Below are 22,874 nucleotides of genomic sequence, written 5' to 3'. Positions count from 1 at the left end.
GCGCCCACTGGCCTTAACTGGTCTCCTGTGTCCTGAAATCATTGACAGCAGTTTTACTGTCACGCCGTGTGCAGGCATGCTCGGATCCTAGCCCCCCCGCCACTCACCGCAAAAGGGAGACCTCCATCACGAAAAACTTAACCTATAAGCACATTCAGGTGCAGATGAATGACTTTGTCCCGAAAAAGGTCTTCTTCACAAGGGGCGTGGGAAGGAGCAGCAGCCAGCTGCAATCCTTCGAGGAGGCCCTGAGGGATGCGGGAATAGCACAGTTCAACCTGGTGAGCATAAGCTCAATCTTCCCTCCTTATGCCGAGGTTGTGCCTCGGGAGGAGGGCCTGAAGATGCTCAGCCCTGGGCAGATAATATTCACCGTCCTGGCCAGGAACTCATCCGACGAACTGAACAGGATGGTCTCCTCGGCCATAGGGCTCGCCATACCCAGGGACAGGAGCAGGTGGGGGGGATACCTCAGCGAGCACCACAGCTTCGGTGAGACGGAGAACATGGCTGGCAGGTACGCGGAGAAGCTAGCTGCTGAAATGCTGGCCAGCACCATGGGCATGAAGGACAAGCTGGTGTGGGATGAGGAGAAGGAGGAGTACTCCCTGGAGGACAAGATACTCAAGACGAGCCACATTGCTTCTAATGCCGTGGTGCTCCGCAATGGCGAGTGGACGACCACAGTAGCTGCGGCTGTGCTCATAGTGTGATGCGTATGGACCCGGAGATTGAGAGGAAGTGGCAGAGGAAGTGGGCCGAGGCCAGGCTGTTCGAGCCACATGTGGATGCCAGCAGGCCGAAGTTCCTGATAACCGTCCCGTGGCCATACACCAATGGCTCGCTCCATGTCGGCCACGGCAGGACATACACTCTGGCAGACATAATCGCGAGGTACAAGAGGACCAGGGGTTTCAACGTGCTTTTCCCCCCCATGGCGTTCCACCAGAGCGGGACGCCCATAATCGCATTCTCAGAGCGGCTAAGGAACAGGGAGAAGAAGATCGAGGAGCAGTACATATCATACCTGAGGGAGTACGAGGATGAGGGAAGGATACCTGAACTGCTCGAGAAATTCCAGGACCCGAAGGCCATAGCGGACTATTTCTCTAACGCGATAGTGAACGACTTCTCCGCCCTCGGCTACTCCATCGACTGGACAAGGCGCTTCACGTCAGCGGACGAGGTTTACCAGGACTTTGTCAAGTGGCAGTTCGAGAAGCTCAACTCCATGGGCTACATAAAGCAGGGGAGCCACCCGGTACTTTACAGCGTCAGGGACGAGAACGCGGTGGGCGAAGACGACATAGCGGACGGTGATGTGGACAAGGTAACGATAGAGGAGTTCACAGGAGTGATATTCAGTGGCAGGGACTTCGACATCGTTGCCGCTTCGCTCAGGCCGGAGACGATATTCGGGATAACGAACCTCTGGATCTCGCCCTCAGCGCAGTACGTGCTGATGGAACTTGAAGGCAGAAGGGTCGTGGTCTCCAGGGAGGCCTCGGAGAAGCTGGGCTACCAGTACAGGGGTGCCAGGGTGATCAGGCCTGTGGAGAAGGCCGAGGTCATGGGTGCGAGCTTCAGGGTACCCATCACGGCAGGGAGGTCCCGGTGCTTGAATCTGCCTTCGTTGACCCCCCCGACAACGGCACTGGCATTGTTTACTCGGTGCCTGGCCACTCCATATGGGACCACGTTGCGCTCAGGGAGTCCGGGGCTGACATGGGCCCGATCAAGATCATATCGGTGCCGGAGGGAAGCGCCACTGTGGAATCACTGGAAACGGAGATGCACGTTACGGGCATATCCGAGGCCGACAAGCTGAGGGAGGCCACACAGCGCCTGTACAGGGACGAGTTCTACAACGGTAAGATGCTAGAAAACTGCGGCGAGTTCTCCGGGCTCCCGGTGAAAGAGGCAAGGGAAAGGGTCAGGGGAGAGGCTTCTCTCATCTGGCTCCGCAATAATCGTTTACGAGACGTCAAGGAAGGCCGAGACAAGGTCAGGGTCCAAGGTCGTCGTGGCAGTGCTCCAGGACCAGTGGTTCATAGACTACTCTGTCCCGGAGTGGAAGGAGGCGTCCCACAGGCTCATAGACTCGATGCTGTACGTCCCGGAATACTATGCGAAGCTCATGCACGAGGCCGTGGACTGGCTCCGGGAGAGGCCGTGCGCCAGGAGGCGTGGCCTGGGCACCAGGTTGCCGTTCGATGAGAGGTGGGTCATTGAATCTCTCTCCGATTCCACCATATACCCGATAGTCTACACGAACATCAGGGAACTGGTTCAGATAAGGGAGATCCTGGGCTCCGTGCCGTACGACCTCATGGACTACATCTATGGCTATTCCGGCATAGATGGGAGCAGGTATGATAGCAGGGTCATCGAGCTGGCGAGGAGGGCCAGGGAGCAGCGCGAGTACTGGTACGGTGTGGACATAAGGCTAACAGCCTTCCCGCACCTCTCCAACCACCTGGCATTCTACATCATGAACCACTCTGCGCTCTTCAGGGGGGGCAGGGACCTGCCGAAGGGCCTGATAATAACGGGCCTTGTCGTCTCTAACGGTGCCAAGATATCGAAGAGCAAGGGGAACGTGGTCTCCCTCCTTACAATCTCCAGGAAGTACTCTGCGGACATCTACAGGCTTTACGTGGCCGTCAACGCGGACATATCCACGAACCTGGACTGGAACGAGACTGATGTATCCGCGCTGAGGAAGAAGTACGAGATGTTCGTGGACCTCATGGAGAACTTCAGGCCCACGGAGGGGGGGAGGAGGACATAGACAGGTGGTTCGTTTCGAGGTTTTACATGCACATGAGGGCCTTCATAGATAGCATGGAACAGTACTCGATCAGGAACGCGTATGTCCAGATATTCTACGAGGTTCTGAACGACATAAGGCGCTACCAGACCAGGGGGGGCGGGGGGGACGTGAACAGGGGGGGCCTCGGCAAGGTGCTGAGAGACTGGCTCATCTGCATGATGCCTGCCATACCGCATACCTGCGAGGAGTACTGGCACAGGCTCGTTAAGGACTCCTTTGTGAGCACTGAGAGGATCGATGTGGAAATAGACGGCAGGATAGACTGGGGGGGCACAATAGAATCTGAGGATTACCTTGACAGGGTTGTGGAGGACATACGCTCCATACTGAAGGCAACATCCCTTAAACCCAAGAGGATAGTGATAGGCTGCCACTCACAGAGGGCCAGGAGGATAGCGGAGATGATCCTCTCAGGAAGGCAGAACGAGCTGGACAGGGAGGAAAGGTCTTTCATTCCAGACTTCATGAAGAACAGGAAGAACATATCGCTCCTCTCAATAGACGAGGCGGCTGTGCTTGAGAGGAACAGGAAGTACCTGGAGGGCCTCTTCAGCACTGAGGTTGTGGTAACGGTAAGGGACCTGAGTCCCAGGGGGGGCAAGAACCCGTGGCCAGGGAGCCGGCCATAGTGCTAGAGGAATGATCTCATTTTTAAGAGGCGGAGGGATACTGCGGCATGCAGTCAAAGTGGTCTCCCAGGCAGTTCAGGGACGAGATGGAAGCGAGGGTCTACACCTCCAGGCTCATAGGTTCTGATCCGGATCTCGTGCTGCACGGGGGGGCGGCAACACATCCCTGAAGAGGTATGAGGTCGACCACGCTGGCAGGGAGGTCTATGTGCTCAGGGTGAAGGGGGGGAGCGGTTCCGACCTGGCGTCCATAGAAGAGAGTGGCTTCACAGGCCTCAGGATGGAAGACCTCCTCCTTGCCAGGAAGAGGGAATCGATGACCGATGAGGAGATGATGGACTACCTGAGGAAGAGCATGCTCGATCCCTCTGAGCCGTCCCCGTCTGTGGAGACGTTCCTCCATGCCTTCATACCGCACAGGTTCGTAGACCACTCCCACGCCGACGCGATACTGTCAATAACGAACACGAACCTCAGCGAAAGGGATGTGGAGGGCATATTCAGTAACGTCCTAGTGGTTCCTTACATACCGCCGGGCTTCAGGCTCGCCAGGGCCCTGCTGCCACTGGTCGAGAACATGTCGAGTTCCGTCAGGGGGGGCATCATACTCTCCAGGCATGGCCTCTTCACCTTCGGCTCCACTGCGGAGGAGAGCTACAGGAGGCACATTGAGATTGTGGACGAGGCGGAGAAGTACCTGGAGGAAAGGGTGGGCAAAGACCCCCTCGAAGTAGTGCACGGGGGGGAGGCTGACCCGCAGCCGTTCCTGGCAGCACTACCCACTGAGGGGGGGCTCCCTTTCCAGGTCCAGCAAGAAGGTCCTGTTCGTTGACAGGTCGGAAGAGGCGGTGAGGATCTCAAGGAGCAGGCAGGCAGAGGCCTTCGAGCACTCGGGCCCGGCGACCCCGGACATGCTCATAAGGACCAAGTACGACTACCTGTACATCAGGGATCCCGGTGAGATCCCGGGCTCGGTGGATGCATTCGCCTCCAGGTACAGGGAGGAGTGGCAGAGGTACGTGAAGGGGGGGTATCCCATGCACGATCCGTACCCGACTGCCATTGTTGTGCGCGGGTTCGGCATAATCACCGCAGGTACGAGCCTGAAGGAGGCCAGGATAGTGAGGGACCAGGTGGTGCACAGCATACTGGTGAACTCGAGGGCAGAGAAGCTGGCGGGGGGGCACAGGTTCATCAGCAGGGAGGAGGCGTACGCCATGGAGTACTGGCCCCTGGAGGAGGCAAAGCTCAGGAAGTACAGGCCGAAGATGCTCCAGGGATCGGTTGCGTTAGTCACAGGTGCCGCCAGTGGCATTGGCCTTGAGGCCGCCAGGAAGCTAGCCGGGGGGGCGGGTGCCCTTGTGGTGGCCTGCGACCTGGACAGCAGCATTGACGATGTGGCCAGGAATCTTTCGGCTGAGACACAGGGCTATGTGGTGCCCTACAGGGTCGACCTCTCGAAGCCCCAGGAGATAGAGGAGATGTTCAGGTTCATCGTTTCGAACTACGGGGCATAGACGCGGTGTTCAACAACGCTGGCATACTGAAGAGCGCACCCATAGATGAGATAACGGTGGAGGACATGGACAGGCACTACCAGGTCAACGCCAGGGCCATGTTCCTAGTTGCAAGGGAGGCCTTCAAGGTCATGAAGCAGCAGGGCATTGGCGGTAACATAGTGTTCAACATAACCAAGAACCTCACACACCCGGGCCCAGGTATGGCGGCATACGGCTCAACAAAGGCCTTCGCGGCCCACATATGCCACTATGTGGCCAGGGAAGGCGGCAGGTACGGCATCAGGGCCAACATAATAAACCCGGACAAGGTCTTCAGGGGGGGCTCGAAGATCTGGGAGAACGGCGTGTTAGAGGCCAGGGCAAAGGCCAAGGGCCAGACCGTGGAGGAGTACAAGACGCAGAACCTGCTCCACAGGGAGGTGCTCCCAGAGCATGTGGCGAACGTCCTCCTCGCCCTCCTGGACGAGAGTACCTTCGGGGGGGTCACCACAGACGCGATGATACCGGTGGACGGCGGGGGGGTCATGTGAGTGCGAGGGAGAGGAGCATGCGGAGTGCACTCACCCCTATGCCAAAGTGCACCAGGTCTTCCTTTGCTGCCCTGAGGTAGAGGACGTCCCTCACACTCGGTTTCGATGCAAAGTCCCGCTGCAGCCTGCTCAGCTTAACGTACCTCAAGAAGTGCCCCTCTACCCTTTTCCTGTAAGCCATGAGGGCCTCATCCCCCCCATCGTACCTCTTCAGGCACTGCACCAGGATCTCGGCGCTCTCCAGTGCGGGCAGTATGCCCTCGCCGGTGATGGGTGAAACGAGCCCTGCGGCCTCGCCAACTGCCACTATGGTGCCGCTCACAATCTCCCTGAAGAGCGGCCTGAGCCTGATCGCCCTGCCAACCTTTCTCATGACATGGCCACTGAAAGTGGAGAGGGACTGCCTCAGCAAAACAGGGTCTGAGGTGCCCGAGCCCACATGGAAGTGCCTGCCAGCGGGAACGACCAGAGGTAGCCCGATGCACGGGGGGGGAAGTAGTGGAAGAGGAAGGCATCCGAGAGGCCGCTGTCCGCCAGGTACTCAAGGGTCTGCATGCGGAAGTCGTCCCTGGCATGGCCGATGATGGACCGTGAGATGCCTGTGGCGTCCACCGTGACCTCGTCCCCCCCAGCCTTAGCCCTCTCCCTGTGCACCCTCAGGCCCTCCACCAGGTCCCTCTCGAAGCTGTTCTTCTCTATGGTGCTAAGGCCCACGTTCCTGAACTCCATCGAGAGGCCGGAGGAGTTCTCCATGACAACCCTCCGGCCAGATGAAAGCAGGTAGTTGTCAGGCTCTAGCCCGGCCATACGGCAGTAGTCCCTGAAGAGGTTGAAATTAACGGCGTAACCGCAGGGTATGTAGTATCCCGGCGGCTTGGGGTCGTATCCCTCAGCACTGAACCCCCCCTCCATGTGGAGGCGCCTGAGGAGGTAAGAACCTGCCACACCAAGCCCGGCTACAGTTATCACGCTTGGAGTTAAGCGCAACTGGCTTTTTATCCTATCTCCAGATCCCGGTCAGGTGGACATCCCCCCAACTACCTCATCAAGTTCGCCTACGACGCTTCGGGATACACCGGCTTCCAGAGGGGGGTAACGGGGGGGATAGGAGCATTGAGGGGGGGACAATAGAGAAGCACCTGGCCGAGCTGGGAGTGTTCCAGAGGATCAGGAGTGCGGCCAGGACCGACAGGCTCGTCTCTGCACTGGGGGGGAACGCCTTCACAGTATCGAGCGAAAGGGACCCGGAGGACATCCTCTCTTACCTGAACGCTTCGATAGAGGACATGCTCTTCTATGCCTACGCCCGGGTGGCCGAGGGCTTCAACCCAAGGCACTGCAAAATGAAGCAGTACAGGTACCACATCACAGGAAATAATATTAATGCGGAGAGGCTGGAGAGGATACTGTCTATGTTCCAGGGCACCCATGACTTCCGGAACTTTGCCAAGGCTGACCGCCGGAACACAGTGAGGAGGATCGACAGGATAGAGGTCATGAGCGATGGAGACACTGTCACTGTGGACTTCTATGCCCAGAGCTTCATATGGCACCAGATAAGGTCAATAATGGGCTTCGCTCTGCATTACGTCGAAAGCGAAGAAGTGCCGGAACCGTTCAGCCTCCAGGGCAGGAACCGCTTCCTGGCTGAGCCTGAATACCTTGTCCTGGTGGACATAGAGTACGAGGGTGTGCAGTTCAGGCACACCGTGAAGCGCTCCAAGCTCGAGGGCGCACTGGAGAGTTACAGGAAGCACAGCGTGAGGGCCTCGCTGTGGAAGGGCATGGCTGACAGGGCGGTCGGTGGGCAATGAGGGCGTCCCTCAGGGCCGCGGCCATCCACACCGCAAGGGCAGTGTACGCTCTTAACTGGTTCGATATATCTCCTGCACTCATTTACATATCCAGGCAGCTGGACCTGAGCATACCGCAGCTTGGCCTTATGACAACGGGCTTCTACATTGGCCTTGCGACCTTCCAGCTCCTGGGCGGTATCCTGGCATCCAGGCTGGGGGGGAACAGGCTCACTGCCACCCTGGGCATAAGCATACTTGGCCTGGCATCAATAGTCACGGGCCTATCGCAGGACCTCCCCCGAACTCTTCGCATCCAGGTTCTTTGCGGGCATGGGCTCTGCATTCTTCTTCTCCCCCCCGGCACTGGGCTCGCTCTCTGAGATAGTCCCCCCCAGAGACAGGTACACTGTTCATGTGGGGGGGATTTACAACGGGGGGGCCTTCAACATCGGTGCTGGCACCGGGGGGGTACTGGGCTGGGCATACCTGGACAGGATCATGAGCTGGAGGATCACAATGTCCCTGGGCGGAGCGCTGGCACTGGCACTGGGGGGGCGGTGAGCTATGTGGCCCTCATGGGCGTCAGTGAGCACAGGTCAGTTGGAAGGGCGCTCTCGTCGAACCTGAAGAGGGTGGTGGCCTCAAGGTACCTTTGGATAGTGCCTGTGGCCGGGATAGCCCCGATGGTGGCCGAGACGATCACGGGGCAGTTCATGGTGTACTACCTGGAGACCGGGCTGCACTCAGGAACCGCCACCGCAGGCACCGTGAGTTCACTCTTCCTCTTCCTGGGCTTCATAGGTGGCCTGGTGGGGGGGGCATGCAGTTCCAGAGGACCAGGAGGAAGATGGGCACATTCATAGCGGTACTTGTCCTGACCGGCGCGCTCCTCGTGGCTGTGGCCCTTCTAAGGAACATATACGCAGTGTCGCTCTCCCTGGTCGCCATGGGCATGCTCACCGTGGACGGCTTCTCCATCCTCTATGCAATAGCTGCTTTCTTCGTTCATGACAGGTCCATGGTCTCATTCTCTCTGGCCTTCGTGAACTTCATGCAGCAGGTCCTGAGCATTGCCTTCCCCCCCTTCGCGTTCACATACGTGGATGCCCTGTCCGGCTACACACCGGCATGGCTCTCCATGGCGGCCATATCCTTTGCGGCCCTGCCTCTCCTTGCCTGGTGGGGAAGGGTGAGCTCAGCGCCTGGGCCAGTGGAGGCGGGCGGAGGGAGGATAGGGTGATACCAACGGCACCCCGGTCGTTCAGTGGCCGGCCGCGCTCTCCTTCCCGATCCCGTGGTTGCCGTACGCATAGACCGCAACAAGGAAGATGGCGAACGCAGGGAGGAGGAAGAGGTCGCTGGTGGGCCTGAAGCTCTCCGTGTACCAGAAGGCGGAGAAGGAGAGAAGGAGAGCAGAAACCACGGACTTCATGGCGGCCTGCTTCATTTTCCTGACCTGGGACTTTAGGATGTAGGCACCGACCAGCGTGGCAGCCACCCCCCCAGCAAGCATGCCGTAAAGTGTTGACACGATGCCCTGGGGGGGTGCCAGCGCAACAAGGACTATCGCAGCCTCGAACGCCTCCACCAGGCCCACCGAATATGATGCGGCCCACAGGCCCGCTGTCTTCTCCTCATCCTTCTGCGGGAAACCCTTTCTCTGGTATATGATTGACCTCCTTGCACTCCTGGCGAGCCTTATGCCGAAGTAGAGGAGGAGGGTTGCGGAGAACAGGCGCACGTAGAGCAGTGGCAGCCTCGATATGTAGGAGCCGATGAGGAACGTGGGCACCATGACTGTGATTACACCGAGCGCCGTGCCCGCATAGGGCCTTTTATCCCCCCCAGATTCCGAGGACATGATCACGGATACCGCGGCGGCCTCAGACATTTCCAGCACCGTTATCCCGAGGCGCCCAGGAATATGGCGGTGTCCATACCTATCCCTGCTGTTTCACTCTGTGGTGGGCTTCTGCCTGCTGACCAGGGTGGAGTAGAAGCCTTCAGCACCTCCGCGAACCTCTCAGGTGCGTCCAGGTATGAGGGGGGGTGTCCTGCACCCTGGATGACCTCAAGTTTGCAGCCCTTTATCCTCCTGCTGTATGCCACACCGTCCTGCAGTGGGACAACGCTGTCCGCGGACCCCCATATGAGGAGTACGGGACACTGTATGCGTTCCATCTCCCTTTCCCTGTCCTTGACCCATGCAGGCGCGGCCGCAACCACGGACAAGACCTCATGGGGGGGATGCATGAGCGCGGTGAGAAGGGCCATGCCACCCCCCCCATGGACGCACCTAGCAGGTGGTACCTTTCAAGGCCTAGAGCGTCTGAGAACTCCTCAATGAAGGCCCCCCCGGACGCTTTCAGGTCTCCCCCCCGCTCTACCTTGAACTCCTGGATTTCCTCAGATTCTCCGAAGCCCGGGTAGTCAGGCGCCACAGCCCCCCCAGGCCCACAGAGTTCAGGGCGGAGAAGACACCGGAACCATCCCATATGGCGGAGTTGAAGGAATACCCGTGAAGCAGCACCACTATTCCCCCCCTATTGGCTGCCGGCTGCGAGGCCCTGTAGACGACCTTCCTGCCGTGAAGCCTGATCTCCTTCTTCTCTACAACTGTTCCTGACATCCCTGACAGTATGCTTTCATGGTTTATCCTTTTCCTCACCCTTATATCGTGCCCTGTCATCCATAGCAGTGGACCTTTACTCCGTCTTCTATGACCTCGTCTCACAGGTGCCCAGGGGGGGCATGGTGACGACTTACGGTGCCCTGGCAGAGGCACTGGGGGGGACATGGCGGCTGCGAGGGCAGTAGGGTACATGCTCTCTGTCAACCCCGACCCTGAGAATGTGCCGTGCTACAGGGTTGTGCACTCCGACGGCAAGGTTGGCAAATACACGCACCCGCTCGGCACGCAGGAGAAGGTGAGGAGGCTTGAAAACGATGGCATAAGGGTGGAGGGGGGGAGAGGATAGTCGGGTTCGAGAATGTCCTCTTCACTGACTTCCATACAGACCACCCGCTCCGGAGGCTCAGGGAGGAGCAGAAAAGGAAAAGGGCCATGCTCTCCCTTGAAACAGATATAACCGGGAACGACGTGGCCGCTGTGGACGTCTCATACCACGGGGGGGATGAGGCGTTCGCCGCAGCGGTTGTCCAGAGGGGCAGCGAGGTGCATGTGAGGACAGCGGTGGCTAGGGTGCGTTTTCCCTACATACCCGGCTACCTCTTCTACCGCGAGTTCCCGGCCATCAGGGAGGTCGTAAGGGATATCGACGGCGTCCTCCTGATAGACGGGAACGGTGTGCTCCACCCTCCGGGTTCGGCTTCGCAAGCCAGGCAGGGGGGGTAGAACTAGGTATACCGACAATTGGTGTGGCCAAGTCCCTCCTCATGGGCCAGGTGGAGGGCCAGAACGTGATTGTGGGTGGGAGGCCAGTGGCCAGGGTCCTGGGCAGGCACTGCATAGTGAGCCCTGGCCACAGGGTATCACTGGAGGACGCTGTTGGTATAGTGAGATTACTTCCGAACAGGCACCTCTACCCCATGCTCCTCACCATGGCGCACAGGGAAGCGAACTCCCTTAGGCTTTCTGAACTTGCCCATGGCGGAGGAGAGCGCCATCTTCGTGAGGGCAAGGAGCAGGGAGAGCAGGAGGGCCAGGGGGGGAACGCGCACTGACTGTTTTCCCAGAGCAGGGTCAGGGGAAACCTGCAGGGAGCAGTCGGTCTTCACAGCACCACCGGGCAGAGGGGGTCTTCGCCGAAATAGTCTCCGGTCTCAGTGAGCGCCCTTGCCCTTGACCCGCCGCAGAGATACCTGAAGCGGCAGGACGCACACCTACCCCCCCTGAGGTGGGACGAAACCTCGGGCGGCAGGTACATTTCCGACCTGCTTACCACGGTGCCGAGGTCCTCTTCCATGACACTGCCTAGCCTGACCCTGGCGAGGCCTGAAGGGTAAACATCGCCGCTGTGTGATATGAAGAGCGTCCCACCATGCGGGTGTGTGCCCACCTGCCCTGGGCTGGGGGGGCCAATCTCTATGCCAAGTGCAGCCGACGTCTCACGGAGGTGGCGATAGGTCTTCCCTGCCATCCGCCTGAATGCATCCCTGTTCGCCTTGACAGCCCTGTAGAGAGGGCCCTCCACGGTTCTGACCAGGGGGGGTCTCCCAACCTCCGAGAGCCACAGCACTGTGTCCAGGTACTCTTCCATGCTTATCTGCGGGACACCTGTGCCCCTACCTGTCCTGATGAGGAAGAAGACCTCCCACACGTCCACGCCTTTCTCCCTTAGGACCTGTAGAACGAGGGGGGGCAGTTCTGCCACGTTGCCCCCATGGACGACCGTGTTCACCTGGACCCTCATACCTGCATCCTTTGCAAGTTCGATATACCTGAGGGTGGAAGTGAAGCTCCCCCTTCATGTTCCGGAGCCAGTCGTGGGTTGCGGGCCTGCCGCCATCGAGGCTCAGGGAGAGTGACGAAACGCCCAGGGAAACGAGCGTGTTCAGGGCCGGTTCAAGAAGCCGGGATGCCGGGGGGGCTCACGGCAACCCTCAGCCCCCCCTCGTGCCTGCAGGCACCTATGACGCTTTCGAACGAGTCTGCCATTAGGAAGTTGCCTCCCGTGATGACAACGGCCATGCCTGTGCCGAATGTTCTCCTTATGTCCCTGGCCAGCCACTCGAACTTCTCGTGCCCCCATGGTATCTGGAGACGGACTCAGGGTGGCGGAGGCCCTGCAGTGCCTGCAGGAGTAGTCGCAGGCATCGGTGAGTTCCAGGAAAATGACAGACGGGGGGGAGAACACAGGACTGCATGGAGTGTACCAACTTCTAGCATTCCCCTAACATGTTAGGCACACCGCCGGAGTAATTCTTAATAAACTGTTAACTATTGCAGGACTGGAGCGGAGGTTGTCGAGCCAGGTTAAAGGCGATGGATTCAGGGTCCATTCCCGTAGGGGGGGTTCGCCGGTTCAAATCCGGCCCTCCGCATGGTTCTTTGGTGTGTGGTATGTGAGTAACTGTAGCATCTCGCTACAGCATCCCGAAAGCGCGAAATACAGCCCCCCCTCCTCACACACCGCATGCTACATTTAATTGTGGAACCAGTAATTTCTGACCTTTCCACACCACCGCTTTAAAATGTTAGGTCAGAGGGAGCAGGCTTTCCAGTCTCTGACCCGCCCATTCCTGTTTCTCCGACCGGGTGTGCACTGCGCAGGGAAGAGTTCACAATGGGGGGGCACTCCTCCTGAGGAGACGCGGAAATGTGACTGATACATCTTTGACCTGCACCAGTGCCTCCAGGTGAAGCGGGCCTGGAGAATCTCATCTTGGGGGGGGAGCGAGGCCTTGATCGGATGCTGTCTTTGGTGAACAAATTTAATAAAAAATCCTTCCTTCCTCTAGGTGAAGTTTATAAAAAGATTAACTTTTCTGGTTGTAGCACTTGTAATCATAGGGATAGTGATTAACCTAATCCCCCCCGTATCAACATACACTTTCGGTACCTATATGCACAAGGAGTACAGAGATACCTTCTCTCCAGGCGTATCTCTGGAGTACTACGGTACCTTCGGGCTGGTGTTCGGGGGGTAACAGCACACCTTACTCCTATGGAGTTACACTGAATGTGACGGTCATGGGGAAAGGTTACTACCATGTCGATTCCAAGCCGTACGAGATCCTATCCCCTCCAGGAGCAAAATCAGGCTTCAATGGCAACCTGCTTCCCGGTGTCCCGTTCTATGGACCCAGCATTGTGCAGGTCTCTGAATATTCAGGCAATCTTACTGCGGCCCAGTACCCCATTATCGGCCTACTCTTCCCGAGAGGAAACCAGGTGAACAGCACAATCACAAATTTCTCACTGTCCACCTCTCCACAGAATATGGCCCCAGGCGGTTACCTGGGATTTCCGGACTACTACTTCGGCAACGTGAGCTATTCGCTCCTCGAGATAAGCTATGTGCACTTCGGACACCAGATGGTCATTTCGTACCTCCTGGCCTCACTGGGCCCGCCCACGGTGAACTCGAGCATAAACCTCCTTGCGTCCGTGTTCCCGGACTTTGGCTTCAACAGTAGTGCCATGCAGAGGGCTGTCATGCTGATCCTGAACATCGGGTACGGAAATGCAGTCCCGGCACAGGACTGGCCCGGCTGGATACTATAAGGTTTCAACTTTGTATTCCCACTCACGTCATACTGCTGCTCTCCGTGGCTGTCCTTGGGATCTACATATACAGGAGGGTGGCCTGACCCTTGGCCTTCTCCGTCAGGGCCAGACGCCTGACGAAGTCATTCGACGGTAAAAGGAAGGCCCTTGACAGCCTGGACATCGATGTTACTGCAGAGCGACTCTGCTTCCTGGGCCACAACGGCAGCGGAAAGACCACCGCACTGTCCATAATAGCCGGCCTCCTGAGGCCAACCAGCGGGTCCCTGGAGATCAACGGCTTCGAGCCGTACAGGGAAAGGGAGAAGGCACTCAGGTCCTTTTCATTCATCTTTGAGAAGCCCAGGCTATCTTAAAGGATGAAGGTGAGGGAATTCGTGGATTTCACAAGGGGGGGCATGAAAGATGTAGCCCCTGACCTGGATGAAGTCATGGGCATCCTAGGCCTCGAAGAGTTCTACGAGGAGAGCCTCTATGGCCTCTCGTCTGGCCAGGAACAGCTTGTTATGCTCCTGGCCGCACTCTCCCGGGACATGGGGGGGCTCGTGATAGCTGACGAGGCCTTCACGCACATCGACATATCGAGGAGCGGAAGGATAATAAGCTACATGCAGCGTATAAAAAGGGACCTTATATTCTCAACGCATGTGCCTGAGGAAGCGGAGACACTGGCTGACTACATAGTGATACTCGACAGCGGGAGGACGGTATGGAGTGGCACGGTCACGGACCTCTTCGCATCGGACATATTCGAGGTCTACCTGAGCAGCGCAGAGAGTGTCCAGATGGAATGCCTCTTCAGGTACGGTGCATATGCTTGTCAGGTCAAGCCCTGAGTACCTTTCAGCCCTCATGAGTGAGGGCAAGATACTTGGCTTCAGGAAGTCGGGGGCGAGGAGGATATATGGTCAGTCTGGGCGCCTCAGTTAGGTGGTACCTGAAGGGCCTCTTCCCACCCCCCCCGGTATACGTGCCCGTGGTGTCCCTGGCGGTGCTAGCACAGGCCTACGCACTGGCATACCTGAAGGATGCTGGGGGGGAGTTCTCCGTGCCTTCGCAGATGCTACTCATCCCCTTCGTTGTGCTTATAGTGGGATCCCAACTGAGCCGGAACATGCTCACAACTGTCTTTGAGATATCTCTTCTGAGGAGCTGGAGGCGCACCGCCCTATCGAAGCTCGTGGCCCTCTGTACTGGCCTTATCCCCCCCTTCACTGTGGCTGAGGCAATACTCCTCATAGCAACGAAAAACACCCCCCACTGTTTGTCCCTGTAGGAGCATCGATCATGGTGTGCGCCTCCTTCTCCATCCTGGCATTGCTATCCGGCTCACAGCTGACCGCGTTTGTGGTAAGCATGTTCTTAGTCCTGTTCGTGCCCATAGCCGCGGTGGTCCTGATAGAGAACTATGCCAGCCTTGGAATATCTTCTGGGGGGGTGCCGATGGGCATGGTGCTCTACTCCCTCGCCCCACTGGCAAGCTTACAGTACCACAGGGTGGGTGCAGTGAGCGTTGGGCCCCCCCTGGCAGGCCTCCTGACAGCATTCGCCCTTGCGGTGGTGATGCTTGCCGCTTACTTTTTCGCATTCCAGCGCCAGGAGTTCAAGCCCTAGGGCACAACAAAGGGACTGGACTGAATGCCACCTACCTCCTCTGGCGCATGGGTCGATGACCGCTACAGGGCCACCTGCACACCTCACCTCCCGGCCCCCCCTCCTGCGGGAGAGTTTAGCATTGCCCGGGCGTCCGCATGGACGTGTATGCGTTTGGCCGCACACATGGGCTCAGTCCTGTGTCACCCTCATGGGCTCTTCCGTCCAGAGAGTTCGTGCGAGAGCAGTTCGTCGAGCAGTCCGATGACCGCACGCGCGACCGCCATGCCCACCTCTGTGGAAGGCCCCCAGGAAGGTCTCTTCCCTCCCCTCCGATACGCCAACTGCCGTGGCATCGCTTGCGGTACCGGTTAGGCCGAAACGCATCAGGTATGAGCACTTTGCTTCCGTTACTGTCCTGACCATGTCCACCATGGCATTGAGCCTGGCCCTCATCCTCAGCATCACAGCAATGTTTACCGTCCTCCCCCCCGCGTGTTCACCGCTCCTCCCTATGCCCGCGCTCATGAAGAGAAGGAAGTCCCCCCCGAAGTCCCTCATACAGTACTTCCTCGCCGCGGTCATGAAGACCAGTGACCTGGAACAGTCGCACACGGACATTACATCCTCCAGTGGCGTCAAGCTGTCGTAGTCCTCATTCACAAGCGCCAGCACTATCCTGTCAACATTAGCCACTCCGTCCGGGTAGAGGGCGGAGGACAGCACGGTGTATGTCCGGTCCAGTGAGAAGTGCACGAGGTGCATGCTGGGAGAGCCACAGGCACCTTAAAATGTTCAGCCTCCGGAATACTGGGACATCCTCCAGACCACTGTCTGTCAAGGTAATCCCTCTCCCACCACCCTATATCTAAAACCTCTGGTCTTTGCGGCCAGGATAAAAATGTTGGTTTTTAAAGAACTGGGGGCGCCCTCAGTCGGCGCTCTCCGTCAGGCTGATGCCCCCCCTTTCGATGGCAGCCTTTGTCTCCTCCTGTGGCACCGCTGAGTAGTAAGCCAGAAGAACAGGCCTATGGCAACAACGATCTCTGCGACCCAGTCCCACGGCAGCTTCAGGTAGTTCCTCTGGTACTCGCCAACGTACAGGAGGACTATGTTGAACAGGAGCAGGACTATGACCCATGCGCCTGACTTTATGTCCCTGCTGAAGTTCTTGTCCTTTGCGTAACCGTATAGGAGGAAGCCAGCCAGGATTATGATGAGCAGTATGTACCCGCCATACGGGTCACTGCTCGATATCAGGCCACCTGCGCCCCCCCAGTATATCATGAGGGCGGAAACGATGAAGGCCACCAGCGAGAGGGCGAATCCACCTGGAAGGACGAAGGGCCTCTTTAGGTCCTTGTGGGCCCTCCTGAATATGACCAGCGCCACGGGCCCGATTATGTATGAGAACACGCCTGTGGTGGTCACTATGGAGGTCAGGGCTGACCACGCACCGCCTACGCTCGATACTAGGTACCCGATTGCCGCTATGACCAGGAGCACTATGGTCACTATGAAAGTCGTTATTATGCCGACCACAGGCACCCTGTACTTGGGGTGGACCCTGAAGAATGAGCTCCCCCCCAGGTAGCCCTCTTTGGCGGTCCCGTACATGACCCTTGAGGTGGACCCCCCCATGTACTGGCTCAGCGTCCCCCCCGTGGGGCTAACAACGCCGTCTATGACCAGGACTATGCCCAGGGCGCCCAGGCCGAGACCCACAGCCTCATAGAAGAACGGGAACGTGTACATGGGCAGGCTTGTGGTGAGGCCGGACCACTGGCCGACTCCAACGCCGGACGTACCGAAGGTACTGCTGTTCCAGGCGAAGCGCCCAGGAATGCTACCTCGAGGAGCGTGTATATGGCTATGCCGGTCAGTGTGACACCGACAAGGGCCCTCCATATGTCCCTACCGGGCGATTTCGCCTCAGCGGCCATCTCCACAGGCTGCCTGAAGCCGAGGTAAGCGAATATAACGCCAGTCGTTGGCAGGGCTGTGAAGATCGGGCCGTATCCGAAAGGAGCGAAGGAAGGCGTTGACAGGTTCGCCGTGAAGCCGTGTGAGAAGCCCACAACCAGTATGGCTATGACCGCAGCGGGTGGCACAATCAGCTTCCATATCGTCATTGCAAAGTTTGTCTTTATCAGCCGGTCAGGCCTATGTAGTTGACATAGAAGAAGGCCAGGGAGAACACTCCAGCGATCAGGACGCCGTATGCTGAAGGAAGGCCTGCGCTGTTCACGAGAACGAAGGTAGAGGTAGGTGCGTAGTATGAGATCGCTCCCTGGAGTATCTGTATCACTGCCACGGCCTCAACCGCGGGCACCGCTATGTAAGTCAGTATTGTGCTCCATGCTATTATGGAAGCTGCGATCCCCCCCCGTGGGTATAGTTGGCATACCTGGCAGCACCACCTGCAATCGGCACCGACGTGGATATCTCCGACCATGTCAGTGCGATGATCAGGATGAAGATACCGCCTATTATCCACGAGATTATGGACGCCGGTCCAGCCACGGAAGCGGTCTCGAAGCTCCCGAAGAGCCACCCGGAACCTATCACGGCAGTGAGGCCCGCAAAATAGAGGTCACGCAGCCTCATGCCCCCCCTCTTCAGCTTGTTCTGCTCAAGTAACCTGTCCCTATCACTCGTTACGGAGGCATCTGTCAATCAGACAACACCCAAGGCAGCAATACGTAGTGTGAGTATTTAAGGATTTCCTTAAAAATTATTCATTAGCTTATACACTACGGTGGATCAAATGCATGTTGTGGCTATCATGCCTTGTCGGGAAAGCGGATGCTGGCATGTCAGCGCTGTTCAGGATAATTGATAACGCCTATCACGTTAAGGTGGTCATTGAATTTTGGTCTCTAAATTAAATAGAAATAGAGGAATATGGCTAGGCCCCCCCCTGGAAATAAGCACGCTTTAGGCTCATCTATCGCTAGGGGACGAGAGAAACTTTGGCCTCTCCTCGATGTTGCTCCTCGTCACGCTCCTTGTGAACAGCACCACTATTAAGGCTATCAGTGTTGGTATGACAACGCTCACGGTAGAGGCGAGCCTGAAGTGGTTGCTGCCCAGGAGGGCACCGTACAGGGGGCCTCCAATTATCGTGCCGACGTTGAATATGAAGAACAGGAACCCTGTCACAGCACCTACTACCGTGTCGCTGACAGAGTCCTGGCCCAGGGCGACGAGGATGTCAACGTAAACACCCCCCCAGCCGGCGCCAAAGATGAACGTGGAGGCTATGAGGCCGGAGTAGCTGGTTGTGAGAAGGAACATGCCAGCAGAACCGGCGGCTACCAGGGCGGATGTGAGTACCACCATGTACTTCCTCCCGACCCTGTCGGCCACGAAGCCGATGGGGAAGGCGCATATGAAGCCGCCAAGCCCGCAGAAGAGGCAATGACGGCAGCTGAAGAGTGCGTGAAGTGGAGCCCGTTTATCAGGTAGTCTGAGAAGTAACCTATGTAGCCGGCAAAGAGGGCTATGCCGAAGAAGAATATGGATACAGAAAGGAGGACCACGTTCCTGTTGAATATCCCTCTGAACCCTGTGCCACTGGCCCTCTCTACCTTCTTGAATGTTGCTGGGATGAAGAGGTAGATCAGTGCAAGGATTATGACGGCAAGGACTCCAGAGATCTCGAAGGGCACCCTGAAGGCCGGGAGGAAGGGAGAGATTGTATACGGGCTGGTAAAGAGGCCCACTCCGAAAAACGTCGCCCACACTGAGACGGCTTTTCCCCCCCTGGTCTCGAAGAAGAGGTCGCCAAGCAGTGAGACACCCGCGGGCTGGAACATGCCAACGCCTATCCCGACAACGAACCTGGAGGCGAAGAGTTCAGGCGTGTTGGTTACGAACCCGGTCGCGAACGTGGCAGCTGAAAAGACCGCAACGGAAATCAATATGGTGCTCTTCACAGAGAACCTGTCAAAGGCGAAGCCTCCCACAAGGCTGAAGACAGCAATGCCCACCGCATATCCAGTCACTATCAGCTATGGTGAGGAATGGTGGCCCCGTCAGGGATGGCACAATGTATGTGGACCCGAAGGAGTAGATCTCGCTGTCAAATGCCTCCAGGAAAGCTGGAAGGCCAGCAATTATCGAGATCAGGACAAACTTCCTCAGGCTCTCTCCTGCCGCCTGCCTGACCGTTTCAGCCCTCTGGAGGCCCAGAAGGACCCTGTTCTCCATGTCAGACCATATCACATATAATGTTAAAAAGTTTCACACTTTCCGGGAAGATACTCAAATAAAGTAAATGAAAGAGCGAGGACCTTAAAAAAAATATTCTAAATGGAACACAAATCCTAATGTGTAACTGGCATCACTTCACTCCCTGGTTGGTCTGTACGGTGGCAGCAGCAGGTCTGGTTAGCGGTACCCTCTTCGGTGGCCTCAGTATGACGCCGAGGATTCCAGCGCAGAAGGCCATTATTGAAGCTATCGTAAGCGGGATCAGGTCTACGAAGGGGTGTGTTCCTGGATACCTAAGGAGTATGAGGGAGAAGACGTAGCCTGCGAATATGCCTCCGAGGGCCTTGGCTGTGTAGGTGAAGCCGTAGTTTGCACCCGAGTTCCTTGTGCCGAAGTAGTCACCGACAGTTGGAGGGAAGAGTGCGAATAACGGTCCCCCCCAGCCGAATGCTGCAAGCATGATGAGGACTATGTAGAGTGCACCGTACGGTGCCCCCCCTGGAATGAGGGCAGCCCCCCCAGCATGGCGAAACCAGAGATAAAGAAGAACACCATCATGGACAGTGGCCTTCCAAGGTAATCCGACACTGTCCCGGAAATAAACCGACCGAAGCCGTTCGCGAAGGGGGAATAGGAACACCGCCAGTACCGCCGCAAACGTGAAGCCCTTTGCCTCCCCCCCTATCGGTATGAGGTGGCTAATCACGGCAAGCCCCCCCTCACCCACGATCAGGAAGAAAGAGACGTAGATGACCGCCCACTGCCATGTCCTGGTCATCTGTCCCACGGTGAAGTCACCCGGGCCCTTCGGTACCCTCTTTCTGACCTTTCCGCTGCGGGCTCATCGGGAGACCTGAACCCTGCTGGTGGGTATATGAAGAAGTAGCCCATTACCGGGATTATGATTATCTGCGCAATACCCAGGTAGAGGAAACCGTCCCTGAAGTTGGAAGTGACGGAGATGATGTACTTGATCAGTGGTGACAGTGCAAAGGAACCGCCTCCGAAGCCAAGGTCTATGAGGCCCACCATCATGCCCCCTCTTCTTGCCCGTGTACCACCTGAGCGCTGAGCTGATAGAAGTTGCGTATATTATGCCCACACCTATGCTCCCGAAGCCGTAGGTCAGGTAGAGGACAGGGATGCTGGGCGCGAAGGCGCTGCCTATGTAGCCTATACCCGTTATCAGGCCCCCCTAGTATGGATATCATCCTGGGCCCGTGCCTGTCAGAGTACCTGCCAAAGAGCCACATTGAGATGGCTTGCACAACCACATAGACAGAGAAGATCCCTCCTATGACCGCAGCGTTCGGTGTTGAGTAATGGAAGGCCTTCGCGATGCCTGGTGTGTAAAGAGTCCAGGAGTACTCATAGACGCTTACGAAGACCATGGCGAAGAGCGCGGCCACTACCCTAACCCATCTCCTCTTCACGAGCCTGTCGAGGTTAGTGTCCGCCTGAGCAACAGAACTGAGCATAAATTTAGATGCCTCTTGTATTATATAACTAATATTTTGTACCGGTACAATTTGAACACGTTCAAGTATATGTCTACAGAAACAAAGATCCTCAGAACATGGCGGTCTCAGGGATGTCCATTCCTCTTCAGGCCTGCATCAGTCTTTCGAATATCTCCACCAGCTCCGCGGGATCCCTTGCGGTGTAGTCTGGCCTGTACATGTACAGTTCATCCTCAATGCCAGCGCCCCCCCACAGCGCTGCCACGGAGACAACGCCAGCCTCCCTAGCCGCTATTATGTCCCACGGCTGGTCACCGACCATGACTGCTCCCCCCCCAGGTGTCACGGAAAGCCTTGAGAGTGCCAGGAGCACTGGCTCCGGATCCGGCTTATGATACCGCGTATCCTCCTGTGCCACTATGGTGCTGAAGTAGTCCAGGATACAGTTAATACAGAGGAGCCTCACGGCATCCTCCCTCTTTGATGCTGTTACAACGGCCAGCCTTGCCTTTCTAGAGATGTGCTTTAGGGCCTCCAGTACGCCCGGATATAGGGAGACAGCCCTGGAGTTCCTCCTGAAGAAGGCCCTGCTCAGGGCATAGACCTCATCACCCTTCTCACCGTACTTCTCCCTGAGGATTTCGCTCACCGGCCTCCCCGTGAGTTCCTTCACTTCTCCCTGGTTATGTGCCTCCCGAACACCGTCTCGAACGCTATGTCATTCGATATCGCAGAGAGCCACTCGCTCTCGAGCAGTGTCCCATCCATATCGAAGAGGACAGCCCTGATCAGCCTACCACCCATTGCGAATGGCATCTGTGGGCATTATATTTCCCAGCAACTGGACTGTAGACAAGTTTTATCCAGGGTAACAATCGCCACGCATGGATCTGCAGGGTATACTGGGTCTGCCATTCGAGACCCCCCCTTACATGGTCGTGGATATTGACCAGGTGGAGAGGAACATCCGGAGCGTTCAGGCTGTGGCTAACAGGTACGGGAAGAGGCTGAGGCCACACTCGAAGACGCACAAGATACCTGAGCTCTCGAGGATGCAGGTCGGCCAGGGAGCATCTGGCATATGCGTCCAGAAGGTCGCTGAGGCGGAGGTCATGGCTGCCGGCGGCGTAAGGGACATACTTGTGAGCAACGAGGTGGTTGACAGGAGGAAGCTTGACAGGCTCTCCATGCTCTCCTCCCAGGGCTTCAGGATCTATGTGGCTGTGGACAGCACCGTGGGCCTCCAGAGGCTCTCTGAGAGCGCCAGGTACCACGGTGCAGAGATAGGGGGTATTCGTTGATCTGGATGTGGGGATGCACAGGTGCGGTGTGGAGCCTGAAAAGGCCGTAGGGCTCGCCATGATGGCATCACGGGGGGGCCAGAACGTCTACCTTGCCGGCGTGATGGCCTATGACGGCCATGTTAACGACCCGGACAGGGAGAAGAGGAAGCAGATGGTGGAGGCAGAGGCCTCAGTGCTCCAGAAGGTCATCGCGTCACTGGACATCGAACCAGATACTGTATCCGTGGGTGGCACACCAACCTACGAGCTGTGGGCCGGACAGCCTGTGTGCAATGAGCTGCAGCCCGGCACCTACGTCTACTATGACGTGCACTGTCAGGCCATGGGCCTCTGCTCCAGGGAACAGATCGCCATGGGCGTCGTTTCAAGAGTCATATCCAGGTCTGAATCCCCCCCACCGAGGGCAGTGCTTGACGCCGGCTACAAGTCTGTGTCCCTTGACCAAGGCGTATACCCCCCCACTGCAGTCGACGCGTCTGGGCAGGAGTTGCGCATCCTCTCAATGTCGGAGGAGCACTGCGTCATAGACAACGCATCGCATGCCCTTGACCTGGACGACGCTGTCCTGTTGTTCCCCCCCTATCACTCCTGCACAACCACAGACCTGTGGGACACTGCTCTCCTCTACTCCAGGTCATCAGCCCCCCCAAGGCAGGTGCCTGTGGCGGGGGGGAGGGGGAAGAGGCTCTAGTCCCTCTTCACCGCCAGGTAGAGTGCGGCCAGGAACGGCACGATGGCCCAGGCTATGCCTATGGCAAGGGTTGACGCCAGCGTTATACCCACTGAGCTAGGCTGTATTGTGGC

General features: G+C 57.5%; 36 protein-coding genes, 1 tRNA gene and 3 pseudogenes. 21 read left to right on the top strand and 19 right to left on the bottom strand.

The genetic code is table 11. The annotated features are described in order from the left end of the window. Positions 1 to 164 precede the first annotated feature (164 nt). The 5 genes and pseudogenes from JCM13583_RS10510 (at position 165) to JCM13583_RS10500 (ending at position 5,512) form a co-directional block, all read left to right on the top strand. Positions 165 to 713 (top strand): arginine decarboxylase, pyruvoyl-dependent, encoded by a 549-nt coding sequence (locus JCM13583_RS10510; protein ID WP_075057655.1) that lies wholly within the window; start codon positions 165 to 167, stop codon positions 711 to 713. Positions 714 to 718: 5 nt separating this feature from the next. Then, the gene (locus tag JCM13583_RS13235; protein ID WP_171823603.1) at positions 719 to 1,828 is read left to right on the top strand and encodes a class I tRNA ligase family protein; all 1,110 of its coding nucleotides are present in this window, start codon (positions 719 to 721) and stop codon (positions 1,826 to 1,828) included. 195 nt (positions 1,829 to 2,023) lie between these two features. Continuing rightward, entirely contained in the window at positions 2,024 to 2,791 is a 768-nt protein-coding gene (locus tag JCM13583_RS13230) for a class I tRNA ligase family protein (protein ID WP_162509810.1), read from the top strand. 26 nt (positions 2,792 to 2,817) lie between these two features. Continuing rightward, a complete protein-coding gene (locus JCM13583_RS13225) occupies positions 2,818 to 3,462 on the top strand; it encodes a class I tRNA ligase family protein (RefSeq protein ID WP_162509809.1) in 645 nt (214 codons plus the stop codon). 86 nt (positions 3,463 to 3,548) lie between these two features. Then, positions 3,549 to 5,512 (top strand): annotated as a pseudogene (locus tag JCM13583_RS10500) (bifunctional aldolase/short-chain dehydrogenase). Here the strand turns inward: JCM13583_RS10500 and JCM13583_RS10495 are convergent. Together JCM13583_RS10495 and JCM13583_RS10490 are read right to left on the bottom strand one after the other, a co-directional pair. After that, positions 5,505 to 5,951, bottom strand: coding sequence for a hypothetical protein (locus tag JCM13583_RS10495; RefSeq protein ID WP_162509808.1), 447 nt, complete (start codon positions 5,949 to 5,951; stop codon positions 5,505 to 5,507). The pseudogene JCM13583_RS10500 and the gene JCM13583_RS10495 overlap by 8 nt on opposite strands. After that, positions 5,918 to 6,481, bottom strand: a complete 564-nt coding sequence (locus JCM13583_RS10490; protein WP_075057653.1) for a hypothetical protein — start codon at positions 6,479 to 6,481, stop codon at positions 5,918 to 5,920. The genes JCM13583_RS10495 and JCM13583_RS10490 overlap by 34 nt, the downstream gene beginning before the upstream one ends. 2 nt (positions 6,482 to 6,483) lie before the next feature. Between JCM13583_RS10490 and JCM13583_RS10485 the strand changes: the two genes are divergently transcribed. Genes JCM13583_RS10485 through JCM13583_RS10465 form a run of 5 tightly spaced genes read left to right on the top strand, consistent with a single transcriptional unit; the run spans position 6,484 to position 8,548 of the window. Beyond that, positions 6,484 to 7,326: a hypothetical protein gene (locus JCM13583_RS10485; protein WP_162509807.1), complete on the top strand. Its 843-nt coding sequence runs from the start codon at positions 6,484 to 6,486 to the stop codon at positions 7,324 to 7,326. Continuing rightward, positions 7,323 to 7,688: an MFS transporter gene (locus tag JCM13583_RS10480; protein ID WP_075057651.1), complete on the top strand. Its 366-nt coding sequence runs from the start codon at positions 7,323 to 7,325 to the stop codon at positions 7,686 to 7,688. The genes JCM13583_RS10485 and JCM13583_RS10480 overlap by 4 nt, the downstream gene beginning before the upstream one ends. After that, on the top strand, positions 7,639 to 7,869 hold the full coding sequence (locus JCM13583_RS10475; protein WP_075057650.1) for a hypothetical protein: 231 nt from the start codon (positions 7,639 to 7,641) through the stop codon (positions 7,867 to 7,869). The genes JCM13583_RS10480 and JCM13583_RS10475 overlap by 50 nt, the downstream gene beginning before the upstream one ends. Then, complete coding sequence (locus JCM13583_RS10470; protein WP_075057649.1) at positions 7,866 to 8,171, top strand: hypothetical protein; 306 nt, start codon at positions 7,866 to 7,868, stop codon at positions 8,169 to 8,171. The genes JCM13583_RS10475 and JCM13583_RS10470 overlap by 4 nt, the downstream gene beginning before the upstream one ends. After that, positions 8,129 to 8,548: a hypothetical protein gene (locus tag JCM13583_RS10465; RefSeq protein ID WP_075057648.1), complete on the top strand. Its 420-nt coding sequence runs from the start codon at positions 8,129 to 8,131 to the stop codon at positions 8,546 to 8,548. The genes JCM13583_RS10470 and JCM13583_RS10465 overlap by 43 nt, the downstream gene beginning before the upstream one ends. A gap of 21 nt (positions 8,549 to 8,569) precedes the next feature. Here JCM13583_RS10465 and JCM13583_RS10460 read toward each other — a convergent pair whose 3' ends face one another. From JCM13583_RS10460 to JCM13583_RS10450, 3 genes are all read right to left on the bottom strand, one after another. After that, positions 8,570 to 9,208, bottom strand: a complete 639-nt coding sequence (locus tag JCM13583_RS10460) for a hypothetical protein (protein WP_162509806.1) — start codon at positions 9,206 to 9,208, stop codon at positions 8,570 to 8,572. Between the two features lie 2 nt (positions 9,209 to 9,210). Then, positions 9,211 to 9,582, bottom strand: a complete 372-nt coding sequence (locus JCM13583_RS10455) for an alpha/beta hydrolase (protein WP_075057647.1) — start codon at positions 9,580 to 9,582, stop codon at positions 9,211 to 9,213. A 109-nt stretch (positions 9,583 to 9,691) separates the two neighbouring features. Next, entirely contained in the window at positions 9,692 to 9,976 is a 285-nt protein-coding gene (locus JCM13583_RS10450) for a hypothetical protein (protein ID WP_171823602.1), read from the bottom strand. Positions 9,977 to 10,059: 83 nt separating this feature from the next. Between JCM13583_RS10450 and JCM13583_RS10445 the strand changes: the two are divergent. From JCM13583_RS10445 to JCM13583_RS10435, 3 genes and pseudogenes are all read left to right on the top strand, one after another. After that, a pseudogene (locus JCM13583_RS10445) lies at positions 10,060 to 10,286 on the top strand (MGMT family protein). An 86-nt stretch (positions 10,287 to 10,372) separates the two neighbouring features. Further along, on the top strand, positions 10,373 to 10,663 hold the full coding sequence (locus JCM13583_RS10440) for an endonuclease V (protein WP_075057645.1): 291 nt from the start codon (positions 10,373 to 10,375) through the stop codon (positions 10,661 to 10,663). Continuing rightward, positions 10,624 to 10,992, top strand: a pseudogene (locus JCM13583_RS10435) (endonuclease V); the annotation flags it as partial. The gene JCM13583_RS10440 and the pseudogene JCM13583_RS10435, both read left to right, overlap by 40 nt. Before the next feature lie 50 nt (positions 10,993 to 11,042). Here JCM13583_RS10435 and JCM13583_RS10430 read toward each other — a convergent pair. Next, positions 11,043 to 11,681: a hypothetical protein gene (locus JCM13583_RS10430; protein WP_075057643.1), complete on the bottom strand. Its 639-nt coding sequence runs from the start codon at positions 11,679 to 11,681 to the stop codon at positions 11,043 to 11,045. A 543-nt stretch (positions 11,682 to 12,224) separates the two neighbouring features. On the opposite strand from JCM13583_RS10430, the gene JCM13583_RS10425 reads away from it, so the two are divergent. The 6 genes from JCM13583_RS10425 to JCM13583_RS10405 all read left to right on the top strand — a co-directional run bounded on the left by JCM13583_RS10425 (position 12,225) and on the right by JCM13583_RS10405 (position 15,112). Then, positions 12,225 to 12,312: transfer RNA gene (locus JCM13583_RS10425), tRNA-Leu, on the top strand. 898 nt (positions 12,313 to 13,210) lie between these two features. Then, positions 13,211 to 13,495 (top strand): hypothetical protein, encoded by a 285-nt coding sequence (locus tag JCM13583_RS13220; protein WP_162509805.1) that lies wholly within the window; start codon positions 13,211 to 13,213, stop codon positions 13,493 to 13,495. An 89-nt stretch (positions 13,496 to 13,584) separates the two neighbouring features. Then, positions 13,585 to 13,854 (top strand): ATP-binding cassette domain-containing protein, encoded by a 270-nt coding sequence (locus JCM13583_RS13215; RefSeq protein WP_162509804.1) that lies wholly within the window; start codon positions 13,585 to 13,587, stop codon positions 13,852 to 13,854. A gap of 9 nt (positions 13,855 to 13,863) precedes the next feature. Then, a complete protein-coding gene (locus JCM13583_RS13210; protein WP_162509803.1) occupies positions 13,864 to 14,334 on the top strand; it encodes a hypothetical protein in 471 nt (156 codons plus the stop codon). 68 nt (positions 14,335 to 14,402) lie between these two features. After that, positions 14,403 to 14,774: a hypothetical protein gene (locus JCM13583_RS10410; RefSeq protein ID WP_075057641.1), complete on the top strand. Its 372-nt coding sequence runs from the start codon at positions 14,403 to 14,405 to the stop codon at positions 14,772 to 14,774. Between the two features lie 11 nt (positions 14,775 to 14,785). Beyond that, the gene (locus JCM13583_RS10405) at positions 14,786 to 15,112 is read left to right on the top strand and encodes a hypothetical protein (RefSeq protein ID WP_075057640.1); all 327 of its coding nucleotides are present in this window, start codon (positions 14,786 to 14,788) and stop codon (positions 15,110 to 15,112) included. Positions 15,113 to 15,283: 171 nt separating this feature from the next. Here the strand turns inward: JCM13583_RS10405 and JCM13583_RS10400 are convergent, their stop codons facing one another. From JCM13583_RS10400 to JCM13583_RS14250, 13 genes are all read right to left on the bottom strand, one after another. Next, positions 15,284 to 15,856, bottom strand: coding sequence for an adenosylcobinamide amidohydrolase (locus tag JCM13583_RS10400; protein ID WP_162509802.1), 573 nt, complete (start codon positions 15,854 to 15,856; stop codon positions 15,284 to 15,286). 183 nt (positions 15,857 to 16,039) lie between these two features. Next, complete coding sequence (locus JCM13583_RS10395) at positions 16,040 to 16,846, bottom strand: amino acid permease (protein WP_162509801.1); 807 nt, start codon at positions 16,844 to 16,846, stop codon at positions 16,040 to 16,042. Beyond that, on the bottom strand, positions 16,786 to 17,223 hold the full coding sequence (locus tag JCM13583_RS10390) for an amino acid permease (protein ID WP_075057638.1): 438 nt from the start codon (positions 17,221 to 17,223) through the stop codon (positions 16,786 to 16,788). Before JCM13583_RS10390 ends, JCM13583_RS10395 begins: the two co-directional genes overlap by 61 nt. 17 nt (positions 17,224 to 17,240) lie before the next feature. Beyond that, positions 17,241 to 17,405, bottom strand: coding sequence for a hypothetical protein (locus JCM13583_RS10385; protein WP_171823601.1), 165 nt, complete (start codon positions 17,403 to 17,405; stop codon positions 17,241 to 17,243). 50 nt (positions 17,406 to 17,455) lie between these two features. Beyond that, a complete protein-coding gene (locus JCM13583_RS10380) occupies positions 17,456 to 17,767 on the bottom strand; it encodes an APC family permease (protein ID WP_075057636.1) in 312 nt (103 codons plus the stop codon). 267 nt (positions 17,768 to 18,034) lie between these two features. Continuing rightward, positions 18,035 to 18,460 (bottom strand): MFS transporter, encoded by a 426-nt coding sequence (locus JCM13583_RS14255; protein WP_171823591.1) that lies wholly within the window; start codon positions 18,458 to 18,460, stop codon positions 18,035 to 18,037. Beyond that, positions 18,406 to 19,098: an MFS transporter gene (locus JCM13583_RS13200; protein ID WP_171823600.1), complete on the bottom strand. Its 693-nt coding sequence runs from the start codon at positions 19,096 to 19,098 to the stop codon at positions 18,406 to 18,408. The genes JCM13583_RS14255 and JCM13583_RS13200 overlap by 55 nt, the downstream gene beginning before the upstream one ends. After that, positions 19,040 to 19,303: a hypothetical protein gene (locus tag JCM13583_RS13195; RefSeq protein ID WP_162509799.1), complete on the bottom strand. Its 264-nt coding sequence runs from the start codon at positions 19,301 to 19,303 to the stop codon at positions 19,040 to 19,042. The genes JCM13583_RS13200 and JCM13583_RS13195 overlap by 59 nt, the downstream gene beginning before the upstream one ends. Positions 19,304 to 19,436: 133 nt before the next feature. After that, complete coding sequence (locus JCM13583_RS13190; RefSeq protein WP_162509798.1) at positions 19,437 to 20,093, bottom strand: hypothetical protein; 657 nt, start codon at positions 20,091 to 20,093, stop codon at positions 19,437 to 19,439. Then, positions 20,081 to 20,341, bottom strand: coding sequence for an OFA family MFS transporter (locus JCM13583_RS13185; protein WP_162509797.1), 261 nt, complete (start codon positions 20,339 to 20,341; stop codon positions 20,081 to 20,083). The genes JCM13583_RS13190 and JCM13583_RS13185 overlap by 13 nt, the downstream gene beginning before the upstream one ends. Beyond that, positions 20,338 to 20,784, bottom strand: a complete 447-nt coding sequence (locus JCM13583_RS13180; protein WP_162509796.1) for a hypothetical protein — start codon at positions 20,782 to 20,784, stop codon at positions 20,338 to 20,340. The genes JCM13583_RS13185 and JCM13583_RS13180 overlap by 4 nt, the downstream gene beginning before the upstream one ends. A 127-nt stretch (positions 20,785 to 20,911) precedes the next feature. Continuing rightward, positions 20,912 to 21,415 (bottom strand): HAD-IA family hydrolase, encoded by a 504-nt coding sequence (locus JCM13583_RS10365; RefSeq protein ID WP_171823599.1) that lies wholly within the window; start codon positions 21,413 to 21,415, stop codon positions 20,912 to 20,914. A gap of 20 nt (positions 21,416 to 21,435) precedes the next feature. Further along, positions 21,436 to 21,582, bottom strand: a complete 147-nt coding sequence (locus JCM13583_RS14250) for a hypothetical protein (protein ID WP_171823598.1) — start codon at positions 21,580 to 21,582, stop codon at positions 21,436 to 21,438. A gap of 68 nt (positions 21,583 to 21,650) precedes the next feature. Between JCM13583_RS14250 and JCM13583_RS10360 the strand changes: the two genes are divergently transcribed. Then, positions 21,651 to 22,067, top strand: coding sequence for an alanine racemase (locus JCM13583_RS10360; RefSeq protein WP_075057634.1), 417 nt, complete (start codon positions 21,651 to 21,653; stop codon positions 22,065 to 22,067). A 13-nt stretch (positions 22,068 to 22,080) separates the two neighbouring features. Further along, on the top strand, positions 22,081 to 22,761 hold the full coding sequence (locus JCM13583_RS10355; protein WP_162509795.1) for an alanine racemase: 681 nt from the start codon (positions 22,081 to 22,083) through the stop codon (positions 22,759 to 22,761). The last annotated feature ends 113 nt before the right edge of the window (positions 22,762 to 22,874 follow it).

This window comes from Thermogymnomonas acidicola JCM 13583, from assembly GCF_001316105.1.
GTDB classification, from domain to species: Archaea; Thermoplasmatota; Thermoplasmata; order Thermoplasmatales; family Thermoplasmataceae; genus Thermogymnomonas; species Thermogymnomonas acidicola.
Note: the sequence above shows the minus strand (reverse complement) of the source record. Positions and strands in the feature narration are given on the sequence as shown.

Coding starts and splice junctions, on each gene's coding strand:
- JCM13583_RS10510 (WP_075057655.1), top strand. CDS start 165: ATGAATGACTTTGTCCCGAAAAAGGTCTTCTTCACAAGGGGCGTGGGA.
- JCM13583_RS13235 (WP_171823603.1), top strand. CDS start 719: ATGGACCCGGAGATTGAGAGGAAGTGGCAGAGGAAGTGGGCCGAGGCC.
- JCM13583_RS13225 (WP_162509809.1), top strand. CDS start 2,818: ATGCACATGAGGGCCTTCATAGATAGCATGGAACAGTACTCGATCAGG.
- JCM13583_RS10480 (WP_075057651.1), top strand. CDS start 7,323: ATGAGGGCGTCCCTCAGGGCCGCGGCCATCCACACCGCAAGGGCAGTG.
- JCM13583_RS10475 (WP_075057650.1), top strand. CDS start 7,639: ATGGGCTCTGCATTCTTCTTCTCCCCCCCGGCACTGGGCTCGCTCTCT.
- JCM13583_RS10465 (WP_075057648.1), top strand. CDS start 8,129: ATGCAGTTCCAGAGGACCAGGAGGAAGATGGGCACATTCATAGCGGTA.
- JCM13583_RS10455 (WP_075057647.1), bottom strand. CDS start 9,582: ATGGCCCTTCTCACCGCGCTCATGCATCCCCCCCATGAGGTCTTGTCC.
- JCM13583_RS10440 (WP_075057645.1), top strand. CDS start 10,373: ATGCTCTCCCTTGAAACAGATATAACCGGGAACGACGTGGCCGCTGTG.
- JCM13583_RS10430 (WP_075057643.1), bottom strand. CDS start 11,681: ATGAGGGTCCAGGTGAACACGGTCGTCCATGGGGGCAACGTGGCAGAA.
- JCM13583_RS13220 (WP_162509805.1), top strand. CDS start 13,211: ATGGCCCCAGGCGGTTACCTGGGATTTCCGGACTACTACTTCGGCAAC.
- JCM13583_RS10410 (WP_075057641.1), top strand. CDS start 14,403: ATGGTCAGTCTGGGCGCCTCAGTTAGGTGGTACCTGAAGGGCCTCTTC.
- JCM13583_RS10405 (WP_075057640.1), top strand. CDS start 14,786: ATGGTGTGCGCCTCCTTCTCCATCCTGGCATTGCTATCCGGCTCACAG.
- JCM13583_RS10400 (WP_162509802.1), bottom strand. CDS start 15,856: ATGCACCTCGTGCACTTCTCACTGGACCGGACATACACCGTGCTGTCC.
- JCM13583_RS10395 (WP_162509801.1), bottom strand. CDS start 16,846: ATGTACACGTTCCCGTTCTTCTATGAGGCTGTGGGTCTCGGCCTGGGC.
- JCM13583_RS10390 (WP_075057638.1), bottom strand. CDS start 17,223: ATGACGATATGGAAGCTGATTGTGCCACCCGCTGCGGTCATAGCCATA.
- JCM13583_RS13195 (WP_162509799.1), bottom strand. CDS start 19,303: ATGGAGAACAGGGTCCTTCTGGGCCTCCAGAGGGCTGAAACGGTCAGG.
- JCM13583_RS13185 (WP_162509797.1), bottom strand. CDS start 20,341: ATGATGGTGGGCCTCATAGACCTTGGCTTCGGAGGCGGTTCCTTTGCA.
- JCM13583_RS13180 (WP_162509796.1), bottom strand. CDS start 20,784: ATGCTCAGTTCTGTTGCTCAGGCGGACACTAACCTCGACAGGCTCGTG.
- JCM13583_RS14250 (WP_171823598.1), bottom strand. CDS start 21,582: ATGCCATTCGCAATGGGTGGTAGGCTGATCAGGGCTGTCCTCTTCGAT.
- JCM13583_RS10360 (WP_075057634.1), top strand. CDS start 21,651: ATGGATCTGCAGGGTATACTGGGTCTGCCATTCGAGACCCCCCCTTAC.
- JCM13583_RS10355 (WP_162509795.1), top strand. CDS start 22,081: ATGCACAGGTGCGGTGTGGAGCCTGAAAAGGCCGTAGGGCTCGCCATG.